This window comes from Limnohabitans sp. TS-CS-82 (assembly GCF_002943475.1).
Genome location: NZ_PTQX01000004.1, coordinates 254,406 through 279,239 on the forward strand (window position 1 = coordinate 254,406; position 24,834 = coordinate 279,239).

The window sequence follows — 24,834 nt, forward strand, 5'->3', positions numbered from 1 at the left end:
GAGACCCAGATGGACATGAAGACAGCGCCCCTTTCTTTGCTCAACGACCCCACCTTGCTCAAGACCGATGCTTTGATCAACGGCCAATGGGTACAAGGCGCCAGCCGCTTCGATGTGCACGACCCCGCCACAGGCAAAAAACTGGCCGATGTGGCCAACCTCACGGCCAAAGACGCCGAAGCCGCGATTGACGCAGCCAACGCAGCATGGCCTGCGTGGCGCAACAAAACCGGCAAAGAACGCAGCATCTTGTTGCGCAAGTGGTTTGACCTGTTGATGGCCCACCAAGAAGACCTAGGCCGCATCATGACCGCCGAGCAAGGCAAACCCTTTGCCGAAGCCAAAGGCGAAGTGGCCTACGGCGCCAGCTTTGTGGAGTGGTTTGCCGAAGAAGCCAAGCGCGTCAACGGCGAGACCCTGCCCCAGTTTGACAACAACCGCCGCTTGATGGTGCTCAAGCAGCCCATCGGCGTGTGTGCCGCCATCACGCCATGGAACTTCCCACTGGCCATGATCACCCGCAAAGTCGCACCGGCTTTGGCCGCCGGTTGCCCCGTGATCATCAAACCCGCAGAACTCACCCCCCTCACCGCCTTGGCTGCCGCAGAGCTGGCCATTCGCGCAGGCATTCCTGCTGGCGTGTTGAACATCCTCACCGCCGACAGCGACAACAGCATTGCCGTGGGCAAGGTGTTCTGCTCGCACGACGTGGTGCGCCACATCAGCTTCACAGGCTCTACCGAGGTGGGCCGCATCTTGATGGCGCAGTCGGCACCCAGCATCAAGAAACTGGCCTTGGAACTGGGCGGCAACGCCCCCTTCATCGTGTTTGACGATGCCGACATCGACAGCGCCGTCGAAGGCGCCATGGCCAGCAAATACCGCAACGCGGGCCAAACCTGCGTGTGCGCCAACCGCATCTACGTGCAAGACGCGGTGTACGACGAGTTTGTGCAAAAGTTCGCGGCCAAAGTCAAAGCGCTCAAGGTGGGCAATGGTTTTGAAGACGGCGTGATGCAAGGCCCGCTGATCGAAGATGCCGCCGTCGAAAAAGTTGAGCGCCATGTGGCAGACGCGTTGTCTAAAGGCGGCAAGCTGATCACGGGTGGCCACAAGCTTGACGGCCAATTCTTTGAACCCACGGTGATCGCCGAAGCACGCGCCGACATGCTGTGCGCTCGCGAAGAAACCTTTGGCCCGTTCGCGCCCGTGTTCCGTTTCCACAAGGATCAAGAAGCCATCGATGCCGCCAACAACACCGAGTTCGGCTTGGCCAGCTACTTCTATAGCCGCGACATCGGGCGCATCTACCGCGTCAGCGAAGCGCTGGAATACGGCATGGTGGGCATCAACGTCGGCATCATCGCCTCCGAACATGTGCCTTTTGGCGGCGTGAAGCAGTCTGGCTTAGGACGCGAAGGTTCCAGCCACGGCATGGATGAGTACTTAGAAATGAAGTATTTGTGTATCGGTGACATCCAGAAATAACAACAAATTTAACAGTCACCCTTGATTTAAAAGGTTTGACTCCAATTTAAAGAAACAATGTATACAATCCATATCGTTGATTTTCCTAGGCAAGCGAGGGCACAAGCATCATGAAAACCAAACAAATTTACCTCCGTTTTCTCAACCTCATCCACGCGTTGGAAGGGGAAGCGCACACGCCTGCTATGGATCTCGATGCCAAGAAATTGCTCGAAGTGATTGCAGTGCGCCATGAGCAAGAGAAGCCACTGACCGTGACAGAAGCCATGGCGCTCAACACCATCGCGTCTCCTGCCACCATCCACCGCAAACTCGATCAACTGCGCGAACTCGGCATGATCGACACCGTGTTTGAAGGCAAAAACCGCCGCACCAAATATTTGGTGCCAACACAAGCGTCACTCGACTACTTTGAAAGCATCGGCAAGGCCATGCAAGCCGCGCTGGCTTGATCTGAACAACACGCTCAAGCGGGTGTCGTTCAATGGTAGGACTTTTGCTTCCCAAGCAAATAACGTGGGTTCGATCCCCATCACCCGCTCCAGATGCTTCAACAAAAAAAGCCACCTTAAAGTGGCTTTTTTCATGGCCTGATCTAGGCCAAAGTACGTCGTTACTTCACCAGCAAGACGGGCTTCTTGCAAGTGGCCAACACGCGTTGTGCGACCGAGCCGACCAATAGGTCAACCACACCTGCACGGCCTTTGGTGCCCATCACCACCATGTCAAACTTTTTGTCCGCCACGTTAGAAATGATTTCGGCGACATGACCTGTTTGGATGATGCTGTCGTGCTTCACGCCAGCCTTGACCAACACCGCCAAGGCAGATTTCAACTCTTTGTCGCTGAGTTCGCGCAAGTAGTCTTGCACTTGGTCTTTGCCCACAAAGTGTTGGGCATGGCGCAAACCTTGGTCATCATGCACATTGATCAAAGTGATGTGGTCGTTGGTACGCAGACCCGAAGCTAACTTCACGGCGTACTTCACGGCATTCAAAGATGGCTTAGAACCGTCAACGGCAACAAGAATTTTCATCGTTTCACTCCTTAATATGAATGAGCCTAGTCTACCGCGCTGATCAAATCAAATTGACGCCTGTCTTGCTCTGCAAGAACTCACGCGTCACGCCCGGTGCCAGCTCAATCACCTTCAAGCCTTCGGGCACCACGTCCATCACCGCGAGGTCGGTGATGATGCGGTCCACCACGCCCACGCCGGTCAAAGGCAAGGTGCAGTCTTTCAAGATTTTCAGATCTTCGGTGCCGTCTTTTTTCTTGGCCACGTGCTCCATCAAGATGATGACGCGCTTGACGCCCGCGACCAGATCCATCGCGCCGCCCATGCCTTTGATCATCTTGCCGGGAATCATCCAGTTGGCCAGATCGCCCTTCTCGCTCACCTGCATGGCGCCCAAGATCGACAGGTTGATCTTGCCGCCACGGATCATGGCGAACGACTGATCGCTGCCAAAAATCGCCGAACCTTTGATGGTGGTCACCGTTTGCTTGCCTGCGTTGATGAGGTCGGCATCGACTTCGTCTTCGTAGGGAAACGGACCAATGCCCAACATGCCGTTCTCGCTTTGCAGCCAAACCTCCACATGGTCTGGCACATGGTTAGCCACCAGCGTAGGAATGCCGATGCCAAGGTTCACATAAAAACCGTCTTGCAGTTCGCTTGCCGCGCGTGCGGCCATTTCGTCTTGAGTCCAAGCCATGATGATTTCCTTATTTGCGGTCGCGGGTGGTGCGTTTTTCAATGCGTTTTTCAGGCGTGGGGTTGTGCACGATGCGGTGCACATAAATGCCTGGCAAGTGGATGTCATCGGGGGCCAATTCGCCCGTTGCCACGATGCGCTCGACTTCCACCACGCAAATCTTGCCTGCGGTCGCGGCAGCGGGGTTGAAGTTGCGCGCCGTCATGTTGAAGCGCAAGTTGCCCGACATATCGGCCACTTCGGCTTTGACCAAGGCCACATCGGGCACCAACGAGCGCTCCATGACGTAGGTTTCGCCATCGAACTCACGCAGCTCTTTGCCTTCGGCCACCAAAGTGCCCACACCGGTTTTGGTGAAGAAAGCGGGAATGCCAGCGCCACCAGCACGCAGCTTTTCAGCCAAGGTGCCTTGGGGGGTAAATTCAAGCTCCAACTCGCCAGCCAAGTATTGGCGTTCGAACTCTTTGTTCTCGCCCACGTAGCTAGAAATCATCTTTTTGATTTGACGGGTCTCCAGCAATTTGCCCAAGCCAAAACCGTCCACACCCGCGTTGTTAGAAATGACCGTCAAGTCCTTCACGCCGCTGTCGCGCAGCGCGTCGATCAGCGCCTCGGGAATGCCGCACAAGCCAAATCCGCCCACCGCCATCAGCTGGCCATCGGCCACGATGTCTTTCAGCGCTGCGTCAGCGCTAGGAAAAATCTTATTCAAAGGAGTGCTCCAAAAAGTGCCACAAAGTGCTACTACGATACTACGTAATCACATACGTAGTTTTTCGTAAGCACAGACCCCCAAACATTGCCATGGACATCGATTACCGCCTCGCCTTTGACCTCGCCCCCATCGGCTTAGTGCTGTCCAGAAATCGCAGCATCGTGGACTGCAACCAACGCTTGTGCGACATGTTTGGCGCCACACGCGAGCAACTGATTGGCCAATCGTTCCAGCTGCTGTACCCCAGCGCCGACGAGTACGAGCGCACCGGCGCCCGCATTGCCCCCATCTTGAACACCAAGGGCCTGTACGCCGACGACCGCGTGATGAAGCGCATCGACGGCCAATTCAAAGGCGAACCCTTTTGGTGCCACGTCACCGGCCGTGCGCTGAACCGTGAAGCGCCACACGAAGCGGGTATTTGGAGTTTTGAAGATCTGAGCGCGCACCGCCCCGTCAAAGCAGAGTTGACCGCCCGTGAGCGCGAAGTGGCCGCCTTTTTGATGGACGGCATGACCTCTAAAGAAATCGGCAAAGCCTTGGCCATCAGCCACCGCACCGTGGAGATTTACCGCGCTCGGCTGATGCGCAAATACAAGTCATCCACCACGGGCGACTTGGTGCACAAGCTGCTGGTGGGTTAGGCTCCAAGCTCAGGGCTTGGCCAACGACTCCACCACCTCAGTCACTGACCTAAACGCATCAATCGCTGTGGGAAAACCACAGTACACCGTGGCGTGCAGCATGACTTCGCGCAGCTCTTCAGGCGTTGCGCCGTTGTTGAGTGCCCCACGCGCATGGGCTTTGAGCTCGTGCTGCTTGCCCAAGGCGGTGAGCATGGCGACCGTGACCAAGCTGCGGGTTTTCAAGTCCAGGCCCGGGCGTTGCCACACATTGCCCCAAGCATTGCGGGTGATGAACTCCTGCATAGGCAAGGTGTAGTCGGTGGCGTTGCCAAAAGCACGGTCCACAAACTCTGGCCCCATGACTTGGGTGCGGGTCGTCAATCCGGCCTGAAAGGCCGCATCATCGAGGCGCTCAGCGCGGGCTTGCTGGGATGGCGACGTGGGGGTGTTTGACATGACAGCTTTCTGAAAAATGTCTGAGCATAATCAAAAGCTAAAACCTCAGCTTGGAGACCCCATGAGCAACCGCTACCCTCACCCCGAACTCAAAGACTTGCCCGAAGACATCCGCGCCAAAGTGCTGGAAGTGCAAGACAAAGCGGGCTTTGTCCCCAACGTCTTTTTGGCTTTCGCACGACGCCCCGCCGAATGGCGCGCCTTCTTTGCGTACCACGATGCATTGATGGTGCCCGAGTCTGTCGGACGCGCGAGTGGCCTCAGCAAAGGTGACCGCGAAATGATCGTCACCACCACCAGCGCAGCCAACAACTGTCTGTACTGCGTGGTGGCCCACGGTGCCATTTTGCGCATCTACGAGAAAAAACCTTTGGTGGCCGACCAAGTGGCCATCAACTACCGCAAGGCCGATATCAGCCCGCGCCAGCGCGCCATGCTCGACTTCGCGATGAAGGTTTGCCAACACTCGGACCAAATTGAAGAGGCCGACTTTGCCGCCCTGCACGCCCACGGCTTCAACGACGAAGACGCGTGGGACATTGCGGCCATCACCGCCTTCTTTGGCCTGAGCAACCGCATGGCCAGCTTCAGCGGCATGATGCCCAACCCAGAGTTTTACACCATGGGTCGTGTGCCCAAGCAAAAGTAAATGCAGTGCCGCAGCGCTTGCGGGGCGTGCTGCATTGCGCCGTCCATCACCAGCCCTTTGCCTGGCATGCCCAACGGCAAACCAGCGGGTGTGCCCTGCGCGCAGCTGATGGCAGACATGCGCTGCGCCGTATTTGGCAAGCCTGAGCGGCCCGCGTTTTGCGGCGGGCTACAACCCCAGCCGGAGATGTGCGGGTCAGACCGTCAAGCAGCCCTACTTTGGCTGACCCAATTGGACCGAGCCACGACGCCCGAAGCAATCTGAGCGTGTCTCTCAGCGCCCGTCAAGTCCATTAAGTCCGTTAGGGCGTCACGATAGCCCGCACCCAATCGGGCAATTCAATCGCTTTTTGATTCGGAAAATCCACCCAAATGGTGGTGGCACCGCCTGCGGCGTGAATGATGCCGGGTTGGCCCACCAGCTCCATCGTCCCCCAAGTCTCAAAGGTGGTGCGTCCGGGGTCGCTGGTGTACATCTTCATCAGCACATCCCCGGGGTATTCCAGCTGCTTGTAGAAATTGCAAAACGCATTCACGATCACCGGGCCATGGCCATCGGGTTGCGGTGTAGCGCCGATCGAGCGCATCCAGTCGATACGGATGGTTTCGAGGTAACGAAAGTAGGTGGTGTTATTGACGTGGCCCATCGCGTCCATGTCGCCCCAACGGATGGGTACAACCAGCTCAAACACCAGCTTTTTGTGCTCGGGGATGTCGAACTTCATAAGGCAAAGCCATCGTCCGCCGCGATGATGGCGCCGTTCACAAAGCCGCTCTCACCGCTGGCCAGCATGACCAACAGCGCATCCAAATCTTTGGGCTCACCCACGCGTTTGCGCGGCAGCATGTTGACCAGCTTTTGCCCCTGCTCGGTGCCCCAGTGGTGGTGGTTGATTTCGGTGTCGATGTAGCCTGGGCAAATGGCATTCACGTTGATGCCAAAACGGCCCCACTCCATCGCCAACACCTTGGTCATTTGCACCACCGCGGCTTTGCTCATGCAATACACGCCGATTTGCGGCAGCACTTTCAAGCCCGCCACCGATGCGATGTTGATGATGCGGCCACTGAACGTGCCAGGCGCTGCGCCCTTGGCACGCGCCAGCATGCGTTTGCCCACCTCTTGCGCGACAAAAAACGAGCCTTTCACATTGGTGTCAAACGTGAAGTCAAAGTCTGCCTCGGTCACGTCTTGCACACGCTGCGTGGTGCTGACGCCGGAGTTGTTCACCAAAATATCGATGGGGCCCGCTTGCTGCTCGGCCTGCGCCACCGCCGCTTGAACGCTGCTGTGCACCGTGACATCCATCGCCACCACATGCGCGGTGCCGCCTTGGGCTTGCAGCTCAGCCCGCAAGGCTTCTAATTTTTCTACGCGACGACTGGCCAGCACCACCGTGGCGCCCGCACGAGACAACGTGCGCGCAAATTGCGCCCCCAAGCCACTGGATGCGCCGGTGACCAATGCCACGCGACCTGATAAATCGATGCTGTAAGCCAAGTCTGTCTCCTCTTTGTCTAGGTGATTTTCATTATGACAAGGGCATCTAAGGCAGGCCCTAAAATCTGTCTCACCTCTGACAACAGACTGAGACAACGCAAATGACACAAAAAGACATCCTCGCCCAGTTCGGCCCCCGTGAAGCCATGGAATACGACGTGGTCGTGATTGGTGGCGGCCCCGGTGGTTTGGCCACGGCCATTCGCATCAAACAACTCGCTGCTGAAAAAGGCAACGACGTTTCAGTGGTGGTGCTAGAAAAAGGCTCGGAGCCTGGCGCACACATTTTGTCGGGCGCGGTGATGGACCCCAAGGCCATGACCGAGCTCATCCCCAATTGGAAAGAACTTGGCTGCCCCCTGAACCAAGAAGTCACGGGCGACGATGTGCTATTCCTCAGCGAAACAGGCACCAAACGCACACCCGATTGGCTGCTGCCACGCAACTTCCACAACGACGGCTGCTACGTGGTGTCACTCAGCAACGTGGTGAAGTGGATGGCGGCGCACGCTGAGTCCATTGGCGTGGAAATCTTCCCGGGCTTCACGGCGGCTGAAGTTTTGTATGACGAGCAAGGTGCTGTCAAAGGCGTCGCCACCGGCAACCTCGGCATCAGCAAAGAGGGCGAGCCCACCGACAACTTCCAGCTCGGCATGGAGTTGCACGCCAAGTACACCATCTTCGCCGAAGGCGCACGTGGCCACTTGGGCAAACAAGTCATCGCCAAATACAACTTGACCGAAGGTCGCGACCCACAAAGCTATGCCATCGGCATCAAAGAACTGTGGGAAGTCGACCCGTCCAAAGCCAAGCCCGGTTTGGTGGTCCACACCTCTGGCTGGCCCATGCAAGACGACGCTTTTGGCGGCGGCTTTTTGTACCACCTTGAAGACAACAAAGTCACCCTCGGTTTTGTGCTCGGCCTGGACTACAAAAACCCGTGGCTCAGCCCCTTTGAAGAAATGCAACGCTGGAAAACACACCCAGCCATTGCCGCCCACCTCGAAGGCGCCAAGCGCATTGGCTACGGCGCACGCGCCATCAACAACGGCACGCCACAAGCTTTGCCCAAGACTGTGTTCCCAGGCGGCGCACTGATTGGTTGCGATGCGGGTTACTTGAATGCAGCCCGTATCAAAGGCAGCCACGCCGCCATCAAGAGCGGCATGTTGGCCGCTGACGCCGCCTACGAAGCTGTGTCTGCAGGACGCGCCAACGATGAACTGAGCGCCTACCCTGCTGCGTTCGAAAAGAGCTGGCTCAGCAAAGAACTCAACCAGTACCGCAACTTCAAACTGTGGTTCAAAAAAGGCATGTTGGTCGGCACTTTGATGACCGGCATCGAGCAATGGCTATTGCCCAAGCTCGGCATCGACACCCCACCTTGGACATTGCATGGCAGCAAACCTGACCATGTGAGCTTGGAACCTGCGGCACAGCACGCCCAAATCAACTACCCCAAGCCCGACGGCAAGCTCACCTTTGACCGCTTGAGCAGCGTGTTCATCAGCAACACCAACCATGAAGAAAACCAACCCGCGCACTTGACGCTCAAAGACGCGTCTGTGCCGGTAAACATCAACCTCGCCAAGTTCGCAGGCCCCGAAAGCCGCTATTGCCCTGCCGGTGTGTACGAGTTTGTAAAGAACGACGACAACACCGACCGCTTGCAAATCAACGCGCAAAACTGCGTGCACTGCAAAACCTGCGACATCAAAGACCCCACCCAAAACATCGTGTGGGTCACGCCTGAAGGCGGTGGCGGCCCCAACTACAGCGGCATGTAAAGACTATGAACAAATATCACGCAGAACACACTTGGGTGCGCCTCGAAGGCGACACCGCTTTGGTGGGCATCACCCAACACGCACAAGACACGCTGGGCGACATCGTGTTTGTGGACTTCGCAGAAGTCGGCAAAACCTTCGCACAAGGCACCGTGGCTGGTGTGGTCGAGTCGGTCAAAGCCGCCGCCGACGTGCACATGCCCGCGAGTGTGGAAATCCTCGAACAAAACGAGGCCTTGCGCGCAGACCCCTCACTGGCAAACAGCGACCCAGAGGGTGCAGGCTGGTTTTATAAGGTCAAGCTCAGCACCCCTACCGAGCTGGATGGGTTGATGGATGCTTCGGCTTATCAGTCCATTACCGGTTAATCACTTCAATCCATCAAAACGAAAAGGCTGCTCAATGAGCAGCCTTTTTCACTAGCGTTTCAATTTCAGAAAATCACCAACAATTAAGACCATTCCATGCTTGATCGTATTTTTGCTCGGTGTTTTTCACTGAAAGAACCTTACTTATACGATCATTGCCTTTATCACCTGCCCAGCTGTAGTCTCTAGGACCATCAAATCTCAAATCGCTTGCTTTCGATAAAACATTTGCATCATTTTCAACGGAAGATGCAAAGGGGTTTTTAAACAAGTTAAAAACCATTTTTTTATCTAATTCAACCTGCCTCGTTGCCAACTGCTTGCAGGCCAAATAACGGCTGGGATAAAAAGCAATATTTTTGACGCTTTTTTCAGAGTAATAACTGATGAGAACGATTTGCTTTTCGTACTCAGCAGCCACAACATATTTACCATTTTCAGACTCAAACCAATCATTCCAAGCTTTGTAAGCTGTTTTATCGGGCGCATCACCGGCAACCCTTTCGAGCAGAAAATCTATCCTATCCTGAGAATTAACTTTCTTTAATTTAAGAATAGCACCCTCATAGTGAATCAAAGCCAAACCTCTGCTTTTATCAATATTGACTGTTGCGTTATATTGAACCGTCTCTTCATTTTTCAAAAGAGCTTTATTGGTGCCATATTCGCTCAATGAAAAGGAGGTGTAATCGACGGATGAGCCATCGTAATAATCCCATTTGTTATTTTTTACATCAACGGTTGGATTTCTGTATTGAACATTTTGGCTCAGCCCACCACAGCCGCTGAAGTTCAAAAACAGACAAAATACGCCGAAAAATTTAATTAATTTCATTGAATCCCACTTTTAATCTCAGCACCCATTATTTACAAAGCTTGCCCTAACCGTGCAATCCCCTCTTTGATCTTCGCCACATCCGCCGTCGCAAAGCTCAAACGAATCGCAGATGCGTCGGGATCGTTCGCAAAGAACGGTGCACCCGGCACAAAGGCCACGCCTTTTTCAATGGCGCGTTTGGCCAGTTCCGCTCCGTCTTTCACTTTGCCGCCTGCACCTGTGAGGTTGGCCCAGAAGAACAAGCCGCCTTGTGGTTGAGTGAAGGTCAAGGCATCGCCCAGTTCGCGCTTCAAAGCCTCGCCCATGGCTTGGGCGCGCTCGGCATACACGCTGCGCACATGCGCCAAAGTGGCAGGCATGCGGCCGGCTTTGAGGTAGTGGGCAGCCGTGGCTTGTGCAAAGGTGGAGGTGTGTGCATCGCTGAACTGCTTGCACATGGTGGCGCGTGCCAACAGCTCGGGCGGGGCAATCATCCAGCCCACGCGCAGGCCGGGTGACAACACTTTGCTGAGTGAGCCGCAGTGAATTAGCCACTCACGGCTGCCGGGCACTTGGTCGCTCAAAGCGAGCAAGGAAGGCGGTGGCGCCTCGCCAAAGTACAGGTCGCCATAGGGGTCGTCTTCGACCACCACGGTTTTGTATTTCACGGCGAGTTCGAGCACACGCAAGCGGCGCTCTAAGCTGAGGGTTGCACCGCTGGGGTTACCAAAGGTGGGGATGAGGTAGACCAGCTTGGGCTTGTGTTGCACCATCATTTCTTCAAGCTTGTCCACTTGCACGCCGTGCGCGTCGATGGGCACACCCACCACTTGCGGACCGTACAAACGGAAACATTGAATGGTGGCCAAGAACGTGGGGCCTTCGACCAACGCCACATCGGTGGGGTTGAGCAAGGTTTTGGCAATCAGGTCCAGCGCTTGCTGGCTGCCGGTGGTGACGATGAGGCCGCTGGCGTCTAAGCCCTTCACGCCTTTGCTGGCCATGAAGGCGGCGAGTTGTTCGCGCAACGGTTGATAGCCCTCGGTGGCGCCGTATTGCAGAGCTGCGCCTGGTTCTTCGGTCAAAGCGCGGCTGCTGGCTTCGCGAATGCCTTCCACGTCAAACATGGCGCTGTCGGGAAAGCCGCCTGCAAAGCTGATGATGCCGGGCTTGCCCAGCAGTTTGAACAGTTCACGAATGGCGGAGGTTTCAACGTTGTTGAGGCGGTCAGCGTACTGCATGGTTGAGGGCATGGTGAGGAATAATGATCGTATGAAAACACTGCACATTGAGCCTTTTTTTGCGACGCTGAAAGCAGCCAATCCGCAGCCCAATACCGAGTTGGAATATACCAGCGTGTTTGAGTTGTTAGCCGCTGTGCTGCTGAGCGCACAAGCCACCGATGTGGGCGTGAACAAGGCCACACGCAAGCTGTTTGCGGTGGCCAACACGCCACAACAAATTTTAGATTTGGGCCTCGACGGTCTAGAGAGCTACATCAAGACGATTGGTCTGTACCACAGCAAAGCCAAACACTTGATGCAAACCTGCCGCATCTTGGTGGAGCAACACCAAGGGGTGATTCCACGCACACGCGAGGCGCTAGAGGCTCTACCCGGCGTGGGCCGAAAAACCGCCAACGTGGTGTTGAACGTCGCTTTTGGCGAGCCCACCATGGCAGTAGACACACACATTTTTCGCGTGGGCAATCGCACCGGTTTAGCCCCTGGCAAAACACCGCTGGCGGTGGAGATGCAATTGATGAAACGCATTCCACCCCAGTACTTGGTGGACGCTCACCACTGGCTCATCTTGCATGGCCGTTATGTGTGCCAAGCCCGCAAGCCGCTGTGCTGGCAATGTGGCGTGTCAGAGTTTTGTAGCTTCAAGCCCAAAACACCCAAGCCCTGATCAGTGAAACTCTCTCTCGTGCATCCAAGCGGCATGCTTGGGGGCTTGCTTGGTTTGGCTCCACTCTTCGAGCATCGCCCACTTCACATCATCGAGTTTTTGGTACATCTCAGGCGTACCCACATCACAGGCGAGTTCTAAGCGGTGACCGTTGGGGTCGAAGAAATAAATCGACTTGAAGATGGCGTGATCGGTGATGCCCAACACCTCCACCCCGCCCGCTTGCAATTGCGCTTTGGCGGCTTCCAGGGCATCCATGCTCTCAACTTTGAAGGCAATGTGCTGAACCCACTCGGGCGTGTTGAGGTCGCGCCCCATCGCGGGCGCGGTGGGCAATTCAAAAAATGCCAACACGTTGCCGTTGCCTGCATCTAAAAACACATGCATGTAAGGGTCTGGTGCTTTGGTGCTGGGCACCAAGTCTTCGGCAATGGCCAATACAAAGTTCATGTTCAGGTGCTTGACATACCACTCGACGGTTTCTTTGGCGTCCTTGCAGCGGTAGGCGACGTGGTGCATGCGGTCGATTTTCATCAGGGTGTCTCCTTTTACAACTTGGGTTCTTGGATGAGGTCAGCGCGCGCCAAAGCCAAAGCTTCACGCAGCACATGCATATCGCCCACATGGTTGGCCAGCAGCAAAATGAGCTTGGCGTTCACCAAGGCGCTTTGCGCATCACTCAAATCGCGATGCGTGTCGATCAAGGCTTGGTAAAAGTCGTCACCCGGTGTGAAGTCACGAAAGTAGCGTTTGCCTGGCTCGTTGAAATTCGGGGCTAAATTGAGATGATTCATGGGGTGTGCCTTGTGCTCAAACATTGCAAGTGGCCAATGCCAACGCGGCCTGCAGCTGCGCTGGGTTGAAGTGGCGCCAGCGTGCGCACACATGTTGATCGGGGCGTAACAACCACACGCTGCCCACTTGCGCGTCGTAGCGCTTGGCGAACAAGCCTTGCGTGTCCACATAAACAGGCAACCCATCGATCGCGCCAGCGTGGCGGCTGACCACCGCGGCATGGACAGGCACAGGCCCATCCGCCAAGGCGATCAAGGCTTGACGTGTCGCCGCGACGAGCTGGCTCACCTCATCGACAAACACCAAACATTGAAATCGGTGGCCCATTTGGTCGAGCAACCAAGCGTCTTGGCCATGGATGTGAATGGGCGCATCGTCCATCGGCGCGCCAGGCAACATGGTGCCCTCAAACGCATCCGTATCGGGCGTGTTGAGCACCGACTCGGTGATAAAACTCGGCACCGACAAGCGACCCGAGTTGACCAACTTGCGCGCAAACGGATGATGCCGCGCCAACGACAAGGCCGCATCACGAAACACGCGACTAGTGGCCGTTTTAGGCGTCAAGAAATCGGTCGAACGGGTGGAGTTCAAGATGTTTTCATCGGCCGCAAAACCACGCTCGGTGTTGTACGTGTCGAGCAACGCTTGCGGCGCCTGTCCACGCAACACCAAGGCCAGCTTCCACATCAAACCATCGGCATCTTGAATGCCAGAGTTCGCGCCGCGTGCGCCGAATGGCGACACCTGATGCGCCGAATCACCCACAAACAGCAAGCGCTTGTGACGAAAGTCTTTCATGCGCCGGCACTGAAAGGTGTAGATGCTGACCCACTCCAACTCAAACGGACGCTCGTCGCCCAACATGGCTTGCAAACGGGGCAACACACGCTCGGGCTTTTTCTCTTCTTCGGGGTCAGCGTCCCAGCCGAGTTGAAAATCAATGCGCCACACGTTGTCAGCCTGCTTGTGCAACAGCACGCTTTGACCGGGGTGAAACGGCGGGTCAAACCAAAACCAACGCTCGGCAGGAAACTCCGCTTTCATCACCACGTCGGCGATCAAGAAGCGGTCTTTGAACACATGGCCTTCGATGTCCAAGCCCAGCATGCGGCGCACGGGGCTGCGTGCCCCATCGCCCACAACCAGCCAATCGGCTTCCACATCGAAATCGCCATCGGGGGAAGACACGCGCACAGACGCGTTATCGTCATGCGAGGTGACGCCCGCCACTTGGCATTTCCAACGAATGTCCACGCCCAGCTCAAGGGCACGGTTGACCAAGGCTTCTTCCAAGTAGTACTGCTGCAGGTTGATCATGCCTGGGCGCTTGTGGCCAGGGTCGGGCACCAAGTTGAATTGGTAGACCTCTTCTTGCTGCCTGAAGGTGCGACCGATGTTCCAGCTCACACCTTTTTCACACAAGGGCTGGCCCACCCCCAAACGATCCAAGATTTCTAAGGTGCGCTTGGCGTAGCACACGGCACGCGAGCCCACGGAAACGGAATCGTCTTCATCGAACAGCAAAACCTCTAAACCTTGCAAGCGCGCATCAATGGCCGCAGACAAACCCACAGGCCCTGCGCCAATGACGATGAGGGGCCTGCGCTGCGGCGGTTGCGTCATCAAGTCGGTGGGGGCGACGTATTTAAATTTTGGATAGGTGTAGGAACCCATGGCGCTTGTCTCCTGGTTGGGCGGCGCATTTTTGATGTTCAAAAGTTTAACATTGGTAAATCAGTTTCTCTAAACGAAACTTAATTGCCCGTTTTAAAAACCACACATCCATGAAAAAAGGCCACGCAAGGTGACCTTTCTTCTGGGGGAGTGATGAATGATCAGTCCGCGTAAATACCGGCCTTGCGAATCACGGGGCCCCACTTCTTGATTTCCGCCTCCAAGTGCGTCTTCAAACCAGCAGGCGTGATTTTGTCCATGGGCGGCACGTCAGAGCTCAAATCTGCCAAACGTTGCTTGACCATCGGGTCTTGCAAAGCCGCACGCAGCGCCACGTTGATCTTGTCGATCACCGCAGCAGGTGTGTCTTTGGGCGCGTACATGCCGTGCCAGACCTTGACTTCAAAGCCCTTCAAGCCTTGTTCATCCAGCGTCGGCACGTTAGGCAAGGCACTCAAACGCTTGAGCGTGGTGACACCGTAGACTTTGACGCGTGCCTCTTTGATCAAGGGTACGGTTTGCGTGGTTTGGTCGCACAACAAATCCACCTGCCCGCCTAGCAAATCGTTCATCGCGGGGCCGGTGCCTTTGTAGGGAATGGTGTTGAGGTCGGTCTCCATGGCGGTCATGAACAACAAACCACACAAATGAGACACAGCGCCTAAACCCGCGTTGGCTAAGGACACCTTCTCTTTGTTGGCCTTGATGTAGGTTTGCAGCTCTGCAAAGTTATTGGCCGGAAAGTCTTTGCGCGCCAACATGGTCATGGGCACATCCACCACCTGACCGATGTATTCAAAGTCTTTCAGCGGATCGAACGACAATTTTTTGTACAAAGCAGGCGCTGTGGCCATACCCATGTGGTGAATGAAGATCGTGTGGCCATTGGGTGCAGCACGCGCCACACGCGTGGCAGCAATGGTGCCACCTGCGCCCACTGTGTTTTCGACCAACACGGTTTGTCCCAAAGACTTGCCCATGGGAATGGCGATCATGCGCGCCACCACGTCGGTAGGGCCGCCGGCTGCAAAAGGCACCACCAAAACAATGGGCTTGTCGGGGAATGCAGGGGCTTGGGCATTCGCTGCACCATTCACCACGCCACACGCCACAGCGCAGGCCAGCAGCAAAGTTTTCAGTTGTCGTTTCATCGTTATCTCCGTTTTAAAAATAGCAGCGCACATCATCGCTGACGACACTTATCACTGTGAATCCTTGATAACCCGTGCTGTCATGCCTGCGACAAAATTTGCCGAGCCAGCAGCAACACAGGCGGATCGACCATCTTGCCGTCCACACTGAACGCCCCTCCTCCTGCGGCCACTTCTGCAGCCAACACGCGATGGGCCCAATCTTGCTGAGCGGCCGTGGGGGTGAACGCTTGGCGCACCGGAGGCAGTTGCGCGGGATGAATGCACAACTTTGCAAAAAAACCAAACCGACGGCTGCGCGCAGCATCGGCTTGCACCAGGGTCATGTCTTGTGTACTCGTGCTCACCCCATCGATGGGCGGCGGCAAACCGGCACAGCGCGAGGCCAAGACCAACTGAAAGCGCACAGGGCCCAACTCCGCCTCATCGGCCTCGCAGGCCATGCCGAGGTCGGCTTGCAAATCCAAATGTCCTAAGGCCAAGCGCAAGACCTGTGGCGCACGCGCCAGCACGTCAAGGGCCTGCACCCCTTGCGCTGTTTCAATCAAAGGAATGAGTTGCATCTGGGCGGGGCCCGCTTGCACCACGCGCTGGAGCTCTGCCAGCGATTCAGCTTTGGGCACCATCACGGCACTCAAACCGTCGAGCGTGCCCAACCAAGCCAAATCAGCTGTTGCCTCCGTGCCACTCAAGGCATTGATGCGAATGAGTACTCGCGCACGTTGCGCGGCAGACCATGCGTGCCAAGCCAGACCAATGGCCTCACGCGCCTTGGCTTTGTCAGGCAAAGGCACGGCATCTTCCAGATCCAGAATCACGGCATCGGCGCCGCTTTGCAAGGCTTTGTCAAAGCGGTCGGGGCGATGACCCGGCACAAACAAAAATGTGCAGGCGCGGGCTAAGGGGTGAAGGTTAGACATAAGGTGGGCAACCAAACTTAGACACGCTCAAGCGTGCAAGGGCAGCACACGCTGAACGCTCGGCCACTGCATGACTTGCCAAAGCTGGGCCACAGCGGCCGCCATTTCATCGGGCGTTGCACCGCCGCTGTGGGCGGCGAGGCGCAGCGCTTTGGCTGTGATTTCGTCACGACTCAAGGTGTTGCCTGGGTCGCCCTTGGGCTCATCCACACGACCATTCAGCACACGACCATCCACCGTGTAAACCGTGACCTTGCCAATCCAACGCTGCGGGTAAGCGGTGTCCACCTCGTCGTCCAACACCATCTCGACTTTGCCGCGCAAGGCTTGGGTGATGTCGTCTTTGAAATGCTGGTCAAACTCGCTCAAGCCCGCATGCTCAAACCGTGCGACCAAAGCCAACACGGTGCCCATGCTGAACTTGCTTTGGTGCACGGTGCTGGGGTGGGTGACGGGGCCCAACACATCGATCGCTCCTTGGTGCACATGGGTCACCACGCGGGCCAAGTCGGCAATTTGGAGTTGGTGGTCTTGCATGACCTTGAGCAAGGCGTCGGCCGCTGGGTGCGTGTGACGGCACGAGGCGTGGTACTTGAACGACGTTTCCGCCGTGGCCCAACGGTTGCCCAAACCATCGGTAAGTTTGCGCACATCGGCATCGCTGGACATGCCTGCGGCCATGCCTTGTGGGCCTTCCAAAATTTGTGCGGCACCGGTGAAGTTGTCTTTGGCCAAATAAGCCGCCATCAAACCCGCGCCCGCCGCGTGGGCCGTGTGCAATTGCTTGGAATCGGCAGCGGTGCGCAAGAACTCCCACAAGCCCGCGGACTGCGTACCTGCGGAACCAAACGCGTGCTGCATCTGCGTGGCATTCAAGCCCAGCAAATGCCCCACAGCAGCCGCAGCCGCCAAGGTGCCCGCCGTGCCTGTGGTGTGAAACACGCGGTAATGCGAGCGCCCCAAAAACTCGCCCACACGAATACCCACCTCGTAACCCGCCACGGCTGCGGTGATGAGTTGTGCACCGGTGGCTCCTAAGGCTTGCGCGACAGCCAACGCAGGCGAAAAGACCACTGTGGCGGGGTGGAACACCGAGCCGTTGTGCACATCATCTTGCTCAGCCACATGCGATGCGGCCGCATTGGCCATCGCGGCCCAATAAGGGCTGCTGGTGCTGCGGTTGGTGAACACCTCGCTGGGGCCGGATGTGGGCCCCATGCTCAAGGCGAATTTGGTCAAGGTTTCGACGGGACGCGAGCCGTGGCCTGCGATGGCTGAGCCAAACCAATCGACCCACAGGTCTTCGATTTTGCGCAGCACATGCTCAGGAATGTCGGCGGTCTTGAGGTTCGCAGCAAAGGCAGCGAGCGTGGCGGTGGCGCTGGAGGTCACGGTCGTGGAAATGGCATTCATCGTTGAACTCCCAGTTCTTTCAAAATAGCGTCGGTGTGCTCACCCACTTTGGGAATGGCACCCATGCGGTAATCAAACGCGCTTTGTTTGCCCGGTGGCAGCAAAGCAGGCAAGTCGCCCGCAGGCGAATCGACCGAGGTCCAACGCTCACGCGCTTGGAGTTGCGGATGGGCCCACAGCTCGGCCATGGTGTTCATCCGCGCGTTGGCGATTTGCGCCACATCCAAACGCGCAATCACTTGCTCAGCCGTCAACGCGGCAAAGGTGTCGAGGATGATTTTTTCCAACGCGTTGCGGTTGGCGTTGCGACGGGCATTGCTGTCAAAACGTGCGTCGGTGGCCAGCGCGGGTTGCTGCAACACATGTTGACAAAACTGCACCCACTCGCGTTCGTTTTGCAGCCCCAACATCACCGTGCCGCCATCGCCCGCAGCGAAGGGGCCGTAAGGGTAAATGGTGGCGTGCGCAGCGGCACTGCGTGGCGGGGGCGACGCGTTGTCCATCGCGTAGTACATGGGGTAGCCCATCCACTCGCCCAAGGCTTCGAGCATGGACACATCGATGTGTGAGCCCTCGCCTGTTTTGTCGCGCTGAATCAGCGCCGACAAGATGTTGGTGTAGGCGTACATGCCCGCAGCGATGTCGGCAATCGAGTTGCCGCTTTTGCTCGGTTGATCGGGCGTGCCGGTGATGCTCAAGAACCCAGCTTCGCTTTGGATGAGCAAGTCGTAGGCTTTTTTGTCGCGGTACGGACCGTCGTTGCCGTAGCCCGAAATGTCACACACGATGAGGCGTGGGTTCTCGGCGCGCAGAGTGGCGGCATCCAAGCCCATTCGCCCCGTCGCACCGGGTGCGAGGTTTTGCACCAACACATCGGCCTTGGCGATGATCTGTTTGAGCACCGCCAAATCTTGCGGGTCTTTCAGGTCCAGCGCCAAACTTTCTTTGGAGCGGTTGACCCACACAAAGTGTGAAGACTGGCCCTTGGCGCGCTGGTCATAAGCACGCGCAAAATCGCCCGCACCGGGGCGTTCCACCTTGATGACGCGGGCGCCCAAGTCGGCCAACTGGCGCGTGCAAAACGGCGCGGCAATCGCGTGCTCTAAAGACACCACAGTGATGTGGTCGAGCGGACGCACGTTTGGATTTGCAGCAGACGGTGATGCGGAATTTGAAGCAGCGGGTGTCATCAGAACGACCTTGGCAGGCCCAGCAAATGCTCGGCGACATAAGAAAAGATCATGTTGGTCGAGATCGGGGCCACTTGATACAGACGGGTCTCGCGGAACTTGCGCTCGATGTCGTACTCACACGCAAAGCCAAAACCGCCGTGCGTTTGCAAACAAACGTTGGCAGCTTCCCAGCTGGCCTTGGCCGCCAAGTACTTGGCCATGTTGGCTTCGGCACCGGCGTTTTGTAAGGCATCGATTTTTTCGCAGGCCTTCCAGCGCATGAGGTTGGCGGCTTCGAGTTCGATGAATGCATCGGCAATCGGGAACTGCACGCCCTGGTTCTGGCCGATGGGGCGGCCGAACACCACGCGCTCGTTGGCGTATTTGCTGGCACGGTCGATGAACCAGTAGCCGTCGCCAATGCACTCGGCCGCGATCAAGGTGCGCTCGGCATTCAAGCCATCGAGCAGGGTCTTGAAGCCCTTGCCCTCTTCGCCCAACAGCGCGTCTTCTGGAATTTCAAGGTTGTCAAAAAACAGCTCGTTGGTTTCGTGGTTGACCATGTTCAAGATCGGGCGCACGGTCAGGCCGTTGCCAATCGCGGTCTTGAGGTCGATCAAGAAGCACGACAAGCCTTCAGACTTTTTCTTCACTTGGTCAGCGGGCGTGGTGCGGGCCAGCAGGATCATCAGGTCGCTGTGCTGAATGCGCGAGATCCAGACCTTCTGGCCATTGATGACCCAGCGGCCATCTTTTTTGACGGCGGTTGTTTTCAATTTCGTGGTGTCGCTGCCCGTGGTCGGCTCGGTCACGCCCATAGACTGAATGCGCAACTCGCCCGTGGCGATCTTGGGTAACAGCGCGTTTTTCTGCGCCTCGGAGCCGCTGCGCACGATCGAGTTCATCACGTACATCTGGCCGTGGCAGGCGCCCGAGTTACCCCCCGAGCGGTTGATCTCTTCCATGATGACCGAGGCTTCGGCCATGGACAGGCCCGAGCCGCCGTATTCTTGCGGAATGAGTGCGGCCATCCAGCCGGCCTTGGTGAGCGCATCGACAAACGCTTCGGGGTAGCCTCGCGCTTCGTCGATCTTGCGGTGGTACTCGTCAGGAAACTGGGCGCAGAGGTCGCGCACTGCGTCGCGAATGTCTTGGTATTGGTCGGGGGTGTGCAACATAGAAATTTCTTTTCAAAAATGAGGTCAGCCGAGCTCGGCAGTGGCTTGCATGGTGAGCCAGCCTTCGTGGTCTTGCGCCCAAAGGCGCACATGGTTGCCGTCGGCTTGCGGTTGACCGTTGACACGCAAGATGCGTTGGTCACCGCACTCAAACGTGGGACGCAAGGCTTTGAATTCAAAGCGCTTGATCGGACGATCGGTGTGGCGGCGCACGAGGTCTACCAACAAAGTGGCGATCAACGGGCCATGCACGATGAGGCCGGGATAGCCCTCAATGTCGGTGACGTATTTGCGGTCGTAGTGAATGCGGTGGCCATTGAAGGTGAGCGCGGAATAGCGAAACAACAGCACGTCATCGGGGGCGATGTCGCGTTGCCACAACTCAGCCGTGGCCTGGCCTTCATCAGCCGCATCCCCCTGCTCGATCAGGCTGGCTGCCGCCGTGGGTGCTGGCACGGGGTCGCCCGGCTGGGCTGCGGGGCGATACACGATGTCGTGCTCTTCCGTGAGGCACAGGCCTTGCGCGTTGTGCACCTCGTGCTTGACGAGCACAAACAACAAATCGCCCGTGCGGCCCGATTTGTGGGTGACCGATTGGATGGTGGAGACGCACTTGACCACATCGCCCACGTTCAAAGGCGCATGCCACTGCAAACGTCCGCCCGCCCACATGCGACGCGGCAGCGGTACGGGTGGCAAAAAGCCGCCACGCTTGGCATGGCCATCGGGGCCGATTTCGCTTTGGCGGTGATGGGGCAAAAAGAACAACCAATGCCACAACGCAGGCAGCTCGGTGCCAGCGGCAGGCAACGGATCGTCACGGTCGAGCGTGGCGCTCAAGGCGCGCAAAGGTGCAGGCGTGATGAGGTCTTCTAAAGTTTCGCTGCGACCTTGCCAGGTTTGCAAGTGCGCGAGGGTTTGGGGGTCGAGGTGGGTGGTCATGGCTCAGTCAATCGAGGCGCCAGAGGTTTTGACAATCTGCGCCCAGCGCGCGATGTCTTCATTCAACAAGGTGGCGAATTGTTCAGGCGTGGTGGGTGCCGCCATTTCAACGCCTTGCAACTCCAACTTGTCGCGCAGGTCTTTGGCCGACAAAGTTTTGCCCATGGCGTCTTGCAGCTTGGCCTGCACATCAGCGGGTACGCCTGCGGGCGCAAAGAGGCCAATCCACAAAGTGCCCGTATAGCCCGGTACCACTTCAGACAAAGCGGGCACATCGGGCAAAGCGGGCGAACGCTTGGGGCTGCTAACGGCCAGAGGCTTGAGCTTGCCCGATTTGATGTGCGCCAGCGACGATGGCAGGCTGGCAAACACCAGCGGCAACTGACCGCCCAGCACATCGTTGAGCGCCGGTGCCACGCCTTTGTAGGGCACATGCTGCAGATCGATGCCCGCCATGCTGTTGAGCATTTCGCCCAACAAATGGTTCAAAGTGCCGTTGCCCGCCGAGGCGTATTGGTACTGGCCAGGTTTGGCTTTGGCCAGGGCGATGAGCTCTTTCATCGACTTGGCGGGAAAGTCGGCGTTGGCCAACAACACATTGGGCACTGCGCCAATCAAAGCGATGGGTTTGAAATCTTTGACAGGATCGAAGCCCGGATTTTTGTACAACGCAGGGTTGATGGCTTGGCTGCTGCTGATGGTCATCAGCAAGGTGTAACCATCTTTGGCCGACTTAGCCGCAAACTGCGTGCCGATGTTGCCGCCTGCGCCGGGACGGTTTTCCACCGCCACAGGCGAGCCCAGCACCTCGGAGAGTTTTTGACTCACCACGCGGCCCACGATGTCGTTGGTACCACCCGCCGTTTGAGGGACGATCATCAAAATCGGGCGACTCGGGTAAGTCGACTGCGCCACGGCAGCGCCAGCCGCCACACACAAGCTGGCAGCACAAAGCGCACGCAAAGCCATGCGACGTGACCTAGATAAAGGGTTGATCATCTGCATCTCCAAAATAAGTTGGCGCATGATCGGCGGTTTGCCAAGTGAACACAATCGGTCATTTCCTGACCCAGCCTTTTGTTTTACCGAAGGCTCGCGTTCAAGCGCATTAACATCAGACCATGCATTTCGACCTCAACGACCTGCGGCTTTTTGTATGGGCCGCCGACGAAGGCAGCCTGACCAAGGCGGCCGCCAAACAGCACCTGTCTCTGGCCGCAGCCAGTGCGCGTATCAAAGCACTCGAAGCCCAAACCGACTTGCCGCTTTTGTACCGAGAAGCACGCGGCGTACGCCTGTCGCCACCGGGACAAGCGTTTTTGCACCACGCCCGTTTGATGCTGCGCCAAGTCGACCAAATGCGCGGCGATTTACAAGAATACGGTGGGGGTTTGCGCGGTCATTTGCGGGTGTTTGCCAACACCACCGCAGTGACCGATTTCTTGCCTGAAATCTTGCCAGAGTTTTTGGCCGATAACCCCAAGGTCAACATCGACCTTCAAGAAAAACCGAATGCTGACATTGCGCGTGGCGTGCAAGATGGCCGGGCAGACATTGGCATCGTGGCGGGCCAAGTGGACACACTGGGTTTGCAAAGCTTGCACTTCAGCACCGACCGCTTGGTACTGGCCACCGCCAAAAATCACCCACTGGCGCAGCGCCAAAAAGTGGCGTTTGTAGACACCCTTGACGAAGACGCGGTGGGCATGCACCACGGCAGCACCTTGCAAAATTTCTTGAGCCAAGTGACCGAGCGTTTGGGCAAGCCCCTGAAGCTTCGCATTCAACTCTCCAGCTTTGATGCCATGTGCCGCATGATTGGAGCGGGCGTGGGAGTCGGCATCGTGCCCGAATCAGCCGCTAGGCGTAACCAAGATGCCATGAACTTGGCCTTGGTGGAACTCAGTGACCCATGGAGCGTGCGTGAGCGCTACATCCTCACACGCGACCAAGCGGCCCTGCCCGGCTATGCGCAGTCGTTGATCGCGTTGTTGTGTGCGCACTATGCGCAGGCGAACAAAGGTCTAGCCACAGACGCATCGCCCCTCATTTAAGAAGCTCAAGCGATCAAGCCCTGCAACACCTCGGGGGCCACATGTTGGTCGAGGTAATCGGCCAAGCCCTCAAACACGGTTTCTAGGGTCGGTGTTTGTGCGCCAAACAAGGCGTGCAACACGGCGGGCTCTTCAAACAAACCATGCAGGTACGAGCCCATGACGTTGCCAGCTTCGTTTTGCCACGACAAACCGGGCATCACCTCATGCGCCACCTGCCCTGCTGCAGCCATGGCTGCATGCTGTTGGGTTTGGCCATGGTGGATTTCGTAACCACGCACGGACACGCCCGACAACGCGGCCCAAGCACCCCGAACTTGCGTAAATAGCGCATCGGTACGCAACACGGTTTTGTCTTCGGCAAACACCGTCACCAGCGGCAACAGCCCCAATCCGGGGGCATTGCCGTCAATACCGTGCGTGTCAATCAAGGCTTCGCCCAACATTTGCAATCCGCCACAAATGCCCAACACCGCGCCACCGCGCTGCGCGTGCTCAGCCACCGCAGCGTCTAAACCTTGGGCGCGCAACCACGCCAAATCGCCACTGGTATTTTTAGAGCCAGGCAAGATGACCCAGTCTGTGCCAGCCTGCAAGCCTGCCAGATCAGCAGGGCTACGCGCCCACAGCAAGCGCAGGCCAGGCACGTTTTTGAGCGGCTGAAACTCATCCAAGTTGCTGATGCGTGGGTAGGCGATGACGGCCACTGTGCGGGTGACGGTCCCCGTGGCGCGACTGCGATCATCAAACACGCCATCTTCTTCGGGCAAACCGTGCTGCCACCACATGGGCAGCACCGCGACCGTGGGCACACCGGTGAGGTCTTGCAGCATCTCGGGCGCAGGCGCGAGCAACGACGCATCACCGCGAAACTTGTTGAGCACAAAGCCGCTGATGCGCGCTTGGTCTTCGGGTGGCAACAAGGCCCATGTGCCGTAGAGGTGGGCAAACGCACCGCCCTTGTCGATGTCGGTCACCAACAAGCAGCGGGCATCGGCATGACGCGCCACGCGCAGGTTGACGATGTCGTTGGCCATGAGGTTGATCTCGGCGGGAGAGCCTGCACCTTCGATCACCACCACGTCATTCTCAGCACGCAAAGCGTCAAGCGATGCAGCGATTTGTGGCCACACTTTTTCGCTACGGCCACGCCAGGGAGTGTTCGTTAGCGCGTTGTCCACCTCGCCCAGCAACACCACTTGGCTGTGTGTGTCGGCCTCGGGCTTGAGCAGCAAAGGGTTCATGCGCACATCGGGCTCGGCTTTGGCCGCCAGCGCTTGGAAGTATTGGGCAGCGCCCACTTCACCCAGCCCATTGTGCGAGGCCACCACACGGGCGTTGTTGCTCATGTTCTGCGCTTTGAACGGCGCCACTTTCAAGCCTTGGCGCGCATACCAGCGACACAAGGCCGTGGTCAACCAGCTTTTGCCAGCACCGCTGGAAGTGCCTAGCACCATCACACACTTGGCAGTCATGGCAAATCCTTTTTGTCTTCCA

The 24,834-nt window shown here is 57.3% G+C and carries 29 protein-coding genes and 1 tRNA gene; 10 read left to right on the forward strand and 20 right to left on the reverse strand.

Annotation, left to right across the window (positions count from 1 at the left end; translation table 11 throughout):
• Nucleotides 1-9 precede the first annotated feature (9 nt).
• The 3 genes from C5F52_RS11045 to C5F52_RS11055 all read left to right on the forward strand — a co-directional run bounded on the left by C5F52_RS11045 (nt 10) and on the right by C5F52_RS11055 (nt 2,032).
• Nucleotides 10-1,488: an NAD-dependent succinate-semialdehyde dehydrogenase gene (locus tag C5F52_RS11045; protein ID WP_104798406.1), complete on the forward strand. Its 1,479-nt coding sequence runs from the start codon at nt 10-12 to the stop codon at nt 1,486-1,488.
• 110 nt (nt 1,489-1,598) lie between these two features.
• Complete coding sequence (locus C5F52_RS11050; protein WP_104798407.1) at nt 1,599-1,940, forward strand: hypothetical protein; 342 nt, start codon at nt 1,599-1,601, stop codon at nt 1,938-1,940.
• A gap of 18 nt (nt 1,941-1,958) precedes the next feature.
• Nucleotides 1,959-2,032, forward strand: a tRNA-Gly gene (locus tag C5F52_RS11055).
• Nucleotides 2,033-2,101: 69 nt separating this feature from the next.
• Here C5F52_RS11055 and C5F52_RS11060 read toward each other — a convergent pair.
• Genes C5F52_RS11060 through C5F52_RS11070 form a run of 3 tightly spaced genes read right to left on the reverse strand, consistent with a single transcriptional unit; the run spans nt 2,102 to nt 3,918 of the window.
• Nucleotides 2,102-2,524, reverse strand: coding sequence for a universal stress protein (locus C5F52_RS11060; RefSeq protein WP_104798408.1), 423 nt, complete (start codon nt 2,522-2,524; stop codon nt 2,102-2,104).
• 43 nt (nt 2,525-2,567) lie between these two features.
• Nucleotides 2,568-3,206, reverse strand: coding sequence for a 3-oxoacid CoA-transferase subunit B (locus tag C5F52_RS11065; RefSeq protein WP_104798409.1), 639 nt, complete (start codon nt 3,204-3,206; stop codon nt 2,568-2,570).
• Between the two features lie 10 nt (nt 3,207-3,216).
• The gene (locus C5F52_RS11070) at nt 3,217-3,918 is read right to left on the reverse strand and encodes a CoA transferase subunit A (protein WP_104798410.1); all 702 of its coding nucleotides are present in this window, start codon (nt 3,916-3,918) and stop codon (nt 3,217-3,219) included.
• 92 nt (nt 3,919-4,010) lie between these two features.
• Between C5F52_RS11070 and C5F52_RS11075 the strand changes: the two genes are divergently transcribed.
• The gene (locus C5F52_RS11075) at nt 4,011-4,565 is read left to right on the forward strand and encodes a PAS and helix-turn-helix domain-containing protein (protein WP_104798411.1); all 555 of its coding nucleotides are present in this window, start codon (nt 4,011-4,013) and stop codon (nt 4,563-4,565) included.
• A gap of 9 nt (nt 4,566-4,574) precedes the next feature.
• On the opposite strand, the gene C5F52_RS11080 is transcribed toward C5F52_RS11075, so the two are convergent.
• Nucleotides 4,575-5,003 carry a carboxymuconolactone decarboxylase family protein gene (locus C5F52_RS11080; RefSeq protein WP_104798412.1) on the reverse strand — a complete coding sequence of 143 codons (429 nt, stop codon included), beginning with the start codon at nt 5,001-5,003 and terminating at the stop codon, nt 4,575-4,577.
• 61 nt (nt 5,004-5,064) lie between these two features.
• Here C5F52_RS11080 and C5F52_RS11085 point away from each other — a divergent pair, with 61 nt between their 5' ends.
• On the forward strand, nt 5,065-5,652 hold the full coding sequence (locus tag C5F52_RS11085) for a peroxidase-related enzyme (RefSeq protein ID WP_104798413.1): 588 nt from the start codon (nt 5,065-5,067) through the stop codon (nt 5,650-5,652).
• Here the strand turns inward: C5F52_RS11085 and C5F52_RS29890 are convergent.
• Nucleotides 5,619-5,771, reverse strand: a complete 153-nt coding sequence (locus C5F52_RS29890) for a hypothetical protein (protein ID WP_161499691.1) — start codon at nt 5,769-5,771, stop codon at nt 5,619-5,621. The genes C5F52_RS11085 and C5F52_RS29890 overlap by 34 nt on opposite strands.
• On the opposite strand from C5F52_RS29890, the gene C5F52_RS30220 reads away from it, so the two are divergent.
• Nucleotides 5,710-5,916, forward strand: a complete 207-nt coding sequence (locus tag C5F52_RS30220; protein ID WP_236657841.1) for a YkgJ family cysteine cluster protein — start codon at nt 5,710-5,712, stop codon at nt 5,914-5,916. The two genes, C5F52_RS29890 and C5F52_RS30220, sit on opposite strands and share 62 nt — an antisense overlap.
• Nucleotides 5,917-5,953: 37 nt before the next feature.
• Here the strand turns inward: C5F52_RS30220 and C5F52_RS11095 are convergent, their stop codons facing one another.
• Both C5F52_RS11095 and C5F52_RS11100 read right to left on the reverse strand, forming a co-directional pair.
• On the reverse strand, nt 5,954-6,376 hold the full coding sequence (locus C5F52_RS11095; RefSeq protein WP_104798415.1) for a thioesterase family protein: 423 nt from the start codon (nt 6,374-6,376) through the stop codon (nt 5,954-5,956).
• Nucleotides 6,373-7,152 carry an SDR family oxidoreductase gene (locus tag C5F52_RS11100; protein ID WP_104798416.1) on the reverse strand — a complete coding sequence of 260 codons (780 nt, stop codon included), beginning with the start codon at nt 7,150-7,152 and terminating at the stop codon, nt 6,373-6,375. Before C5F52_RS11100 ends, C5F52_RS11095 begins: the two co-directional genes overlap by 4 nt.
• Before the next feature lie 101 nt (nt 7,153-7,253).
• Between C5F52_RS11100 and C5F52_RS11105 the strand changes: the two genes are divergently transcribed.
• Both C5F52_RS11105 and gcvH read left to right on the forward strand, forming a co-directional pair.
• Nucleotides 7,254-8,939, forward strand: a complete 1,686-nt coding sequence (locus tag C5F52_RS11105; protein WP_104798417.1) for an electron transfer flavoprotein-ubiquinone oxidoreductase — start codon at nt 7,254-7,256, stop codon at nt 8,937-8,939.
• A gap of 5 nt (nt 8,940-8,944) precedes the next feature.
• Nucleotides 8,945-9,307 carry a glycine cleavage system protein GcvH gene (gene gcvH, locus C5F52_RS11110; RefSeq protein ID WP_104798418.1) on the forward strand — a complete coding sequence of 121 codons (363 nt, stop codon included), beginning with the start codon at nt 8,945-8,947 and terminating at the stop codon, nt 9,305-9,307.
• A 73-nt stretch (nt 9,308-9,380) separates the two neighbouring features.
• On the opposite strand, the gene C5F52_RS11115 is transcribed toward gcvH, so the two are convergent.
• Both C5F52_RS11115 and C5F52_RS11120 read right to left on the reverse strand, forming a co-directional pair.
• Entirely contained in the window at nt 9,381-10,142 is a 762-nt protein-coding gene (locus tag C5F52_RS11115) for a hypothetical protein (RefSeq protein ID WP_104798419.1), read from the reverse strand.
• Nucleotides 10,143-10,174: 32 nt separating this feature from the next.
• Nucleotides 10,175-11,365, reverse strand: coding sequence for a PLP-dependent aminotransferase family protein (locus tag C5F52_RS11120; RefSeq protein WP_104798565.1), 1,191 nt, complete (start codon nt 11,363-11,365; stop codon nt 10,175-10,177).
• A gap of 31 nt (nt 11,366-11,396) precedes the next feature.
• On the opposite strand from C5F52_RS11120, the gene nth reads away from it, so the two are divergent.
• A complete protein-coding gene (gene nth / locus C5F52_RS11125; RefSeq protein WP_104798420.1) occupies nt 11,397-12,035 on the forward strand; it encodes an endonuclease III in 639 nt (212 codons plus the stop codon).
• On the opposite strand, the gene C5F52_RS11130 is transcribed toward nth, so the two are convergent.
• From C5F52_RS11130 to C5F52_RS11175, 10 genes are all read right to left on the reverse strand, one after another.
• Nucleotides 12,036-12,569, reverse strand: coding sequence for a VOC family protein (locus C5F52_RS11130; RefSeq protein WP_104798421.1), 534 nt, complete (start codon nt 12,567-12,569; stop codon nt 12,036-12,038).
• A gap of 14 nt (nt 12,570-12,583) precedes the next feature.
• Nucleotides 12,584-12,829, reverse strand: a complete 246-nt coding sequence (locus C5F52_RS11135) for a DUF2783 domain-containing protein (RefSeq protein ID WP_104798566.1) — start codon at nt 12,827-12,829, stop codon at nt 12,584-12,586.
• A gap of 16 nt (nt 12,830-12,845) precedes the next feature.
• Nucleotides 12,846-14,507, reverse strand: a complete 1,662-nt coding sequence (locus tag C5F52_RS11140; RefSeq protein ID WP_104798567.1) for an FAD-dependent oxidoreductase — start codon at nt 14,505-14,507, stop codon at nt 12,846-12,848.
• A gap of 161 nt (nt 14,508-14,668) precedes the next feature.
• Nucleotides 14,669-15,658, reverse strand: coding sequence for a tripartite tricarboxylate transporter substrate binding protein BugD (locus C5F52_RS11145; protein WP_104798422.1), 990 nt, complete (start codon nt 15,656-15,658; stop codon nt 14,669-14,671).
• An 80-nt stretch (nt 15,659-15,738) separates the two neighbouring features.
• A complete protein-coding gene (locus C5F52_RS11150; protein WP_104798423.1) occupies nt 15,739-16,578 on the reverse strand; it encodes a CoA ester lyase in 840 nt (279 codons plus the stop codon).
• A 27-nt stretch (nt 16,579-16,605) separates the two neighbouring features.
• Entirely contained in the window at nt 16,606-17,991 is a 1,386-nt protein-coding gene (locus C5F52_RS11155; RefSeq protein WP_104798424.1) for an MmgE/PrpD family protein, read from the reverse strand.
• Nucleotides 17,988-19,181, reverse strand: a complete 1,194-nt coding sequence (locus C5F52_RS11160; RefSeq protein ID WP_104798425.1) for a CaiB/BaiF CoA-transferase family protein — start codon at nt 19,179-19,181, stop codon at nt 17,988-17,990. Before C5F52_RS11160 ends, C5F52_RS11155 begins: the two co-directional genes overlap by 4 nt.
• Entirely contained in the window at nt 19,181-20,341 is a 1,161-nt protein-coding gene (locus tag C5F52_RS11165) for an acyl-CoA dehydrogenase family protein (RefSeq protein ID WP_201747001.1), read from the reverse strand. Before C5F52_RS11165 ends, C5F52_RS11160 begins: the two co-directional genes overlap by 1 nt.
• Nucleotides 20,342-20,365: 24 nt before the next feature.
• Nucleotides 20,366-21,283 (reverse strand): MaoC family dehydratase N-terminal domain-containing protein, encoded by a 918-nt coding sequence (locus C5F52_RS11170; RefSeq protein ID WP_104798427.1) that lies wholly within the window; start codon nt 21,281-21,283, stop codon nt 20,366-20,368.
• Between the two features lie 3 nt (nt 21,284-21,286).
• Entirely contained in the window at nt 21,287-22,282 is a 996-nt protein-coding gene (locus C5F52_RS11175; RefSeq protein WP_236657829.1) for a tripartite tricarboxylate transporter substrate binding protein, read from the reverse strand.
• A 122-nt stretch (nt 22,283-22,404) separates the two neighbouring features.
• Here C5F52_RS11175 and C5F52_RS11180 point away from each other — a divergent pair, with 122 nt between their 5' ends.
• Nucleotides 22,405-23,337, forward strand: coding sequence for a LysR family transcriptional regulator (locus tag C5F52_RS11180; protein WP_104798429.1), 933 nt, complete (start codon nt 22,405-22,407; stop codon nt 23,335-23,337).
• 5 nt (nt 23,338-23,342) lie between these two features.
• Here C5F52_RS11180 and C5F52_RS11185 read toward each other — a convergent pair whose 3' ends face one another.
• The gene (locus C5F52_RS11185; protein WP_104798430.1) at nt 23,343-24,812 is read right to left on the reverse strand and encodes a cobyric acid synthase; all 1,470 of its coding nucleotides are present in this window, start codon (nt 24,810-24,812) and stop codon (nt 23,343-23,345) included.
• Nucleotides 24,813-24,834 lie beyond the last annotated feature (22 nt).

What these genes read in the sequence shown, in the direction of transcription:
- C5F52_RS11045 (WP_104798406.1), top strand. Translation starts at nt 10, where the DNA reads ATGGACATGAAGACAGCGCCCCTTTCTTTGCTCAACGACCCCACCTTG.
- C5F52_RS11050 (WP_104798407.1), top strand. Translation starts at nt 1,599, where the DNA reads ATGAAAACCAAACAAATTTACCTCCGTTTTCTCAACCTCATCCACGCG.
- C5F52_RS11060 (WP_104798408.1), bottom strand. Translation starts at nt 2,524, where the DNA reads ATGAAAATTCTTGTTGCCGTTGACGGTTCTAAGCCATCTTTGAATGCC.
- C5F52_RS11065 (WP_104798409.1), bottom strand. Translation starts at nt 3,206, where the DNA reads ATGGCTTGGACTCAAGACGAAATGGCCGCACGCGCGGCAAGCGAACTG.
- C5F52_RS11075 (WP_104798411.1), top strand. Translation starts at nt 4,011, where the DNA reads ATGGACATCGATTACCGCCTCGCCTTTGACCTCGCCCCCATCGGCTTA.
- C5F52_RS11080 (WP_104798412.1), bottom strand. Translation starts at nt 5,003, where the DNA reads ATGTCAAACACCCCCACGTCGCCATCCCAGCAAGCCCGCGCTGAGCGC.
- C5F52_RS11085 (WP_104798413.1), top strand. Translation starts at nt 5,065, where the DNA reads ATGAGCAACCGCTACCCTCACCCCGAACTCAAAGACTTGCCCGAAGAC.
- C5F52_RS29890 (WP_161499691.1), bottom strand. Translation starts at nt 5,771, where the DNA reads ATGTCTGCCATCAGCTGCGCGCAGGGCACACCCGCTGGTTTGCCGTTG.
- C5F52_RS11095 (WP_104798415.1), bottom strand. Translation starts at nt 6,376, where the DNA reads ATGAAGTTCGACATCCCCGAGCACAAAAAGCTGGTGTTTGAGCTGGTT.
- C5F52_RS11105 (WP_104798417.1), top strand. Translation starts at nt 7,254, where the DNA reads ATGACACAAAAAGACATCCTCGCCCAGTTCGGCCCCCGTGAAGCCATG.
- gcvH (WP_104798418.1), top strand. Translation starts at nt 8,945, where the DNA reads ATGAACAAATATCACGCAGAACACACTTGGGTGCGCCTCGAAGGCGAC.
- C5F52_RS11115 (WP_104798419.1), bottom strand. Translation starts at nt 10,142, where the DNA reads ATGAAATTAATTAAATTTTTCGGCGTATTTTGTCTGTTTTTGAACTTC.
- C5F52_RS11120 (WP_104798565.1), bottom strand. Translation starts at nt 11,365, where the DNA reads ATGCAGTACGCTGACCGCCTCAACAACGTTGAAACCTCCGCCATTCGT.
- nth (WP_104798420.1), top strand. Translation starts at nt 11,397, where the DNA reads ATGAAAACACTGCACATTGAGCCTTTTTTTGCGACGCTGAAAGCAGCC.
- C5F52_RS11130 (WP_104798421.1), bottom strand. Translation starts at nt 12,569, where the DNA reads ATGAAAATCGACCGCATGCACCACGTCGCCTACCGCTGCAAGGACGCC.
- C5F52_RS11135 (WP_104798566.1), bottom strand. Translation starts at nt 12,829, where the DNA reads ATGAATCATCTCAATTTAGCCCCGAATTTCAACGAGCCAGGCAAACGC.
- C5F52_RS11140 (WP_104798567.1), bottom strand. Translation starts at nt 14,507, where the DNA reads ATGGGTTCCTACACCTATCCAAAATTTAAATACGTCGCCCCCACCGAC.
- C5F52_RS11145 (WP_104798422.1), bottom strand. Translation starts at nt 15,658, where the DNA reads ATGAAACGACAACTGAAAACTTTGCTGCTGGCCTGCGCTGTGGCGTGT.
- C5F52_RS11150 (WP_104798423.1), bottom strand. Translation starts at nt 16,578, where the DNA reads ATGTCTAACCTTCACCCCTTAGCCCGCGCCTGCACATTTTTGTTTGTG.
- C5F52_RS11155 (WP_104798424.1), bottom strand. Translation starts at nt 17,991, where the DNA reads ATGAATGCCATTTCCACGACCGTGACCTCCAGCGCCACCGCCACGCTC.
- C5F52_RS11160 (WP_104798425.1), bottom strand. Translation starts at nt 19,181, where the DNA reads ATGACACCCGCTGCTTCAAATTCCGCATCACCGTCTGCTGCAAATCCA.
- C5F52_RS11165 (WP_201747001.1), bottom strand. Translation starts at nt 20,341, where the DNA reads ATGTTGCACACCCCCGACCAATACCAAGACATTCGCGACGCAGTGCGC.
- C5F52_RS11170 (WP_104798427.1), bottom strand. Translation starts at nt 21,283, where the DNA reads ATGACCACCCACCTCGACCCCCAAACCCTCGCGCACTTGCAAACCTGG.
- C5F52_RS11175 (WP_236657829.1), bottom strand. Translation starts at nt 22,282, where the DNA reads ATGATCAACCCTTTATCTAGGTCACGTCGCATGGCTTTGCGTGCGCTT.
- C5F52_RS11180 (WP_104798429.1), top strand. Translation starts at nt 22,405, where the DNA reads ATGCATTTCGACCTCAACGACCTGCGGCTTTTTGTATGGGCCGCCGAC.
- C5F52_RS11185 (WP_104798430.1), bottom strand. Translation starts at nt 24,812, where the DNA reads ATGACTGCCAAGTGTGTGATGGTGCTAGGCACTTCCAGCGGTGCTGGC.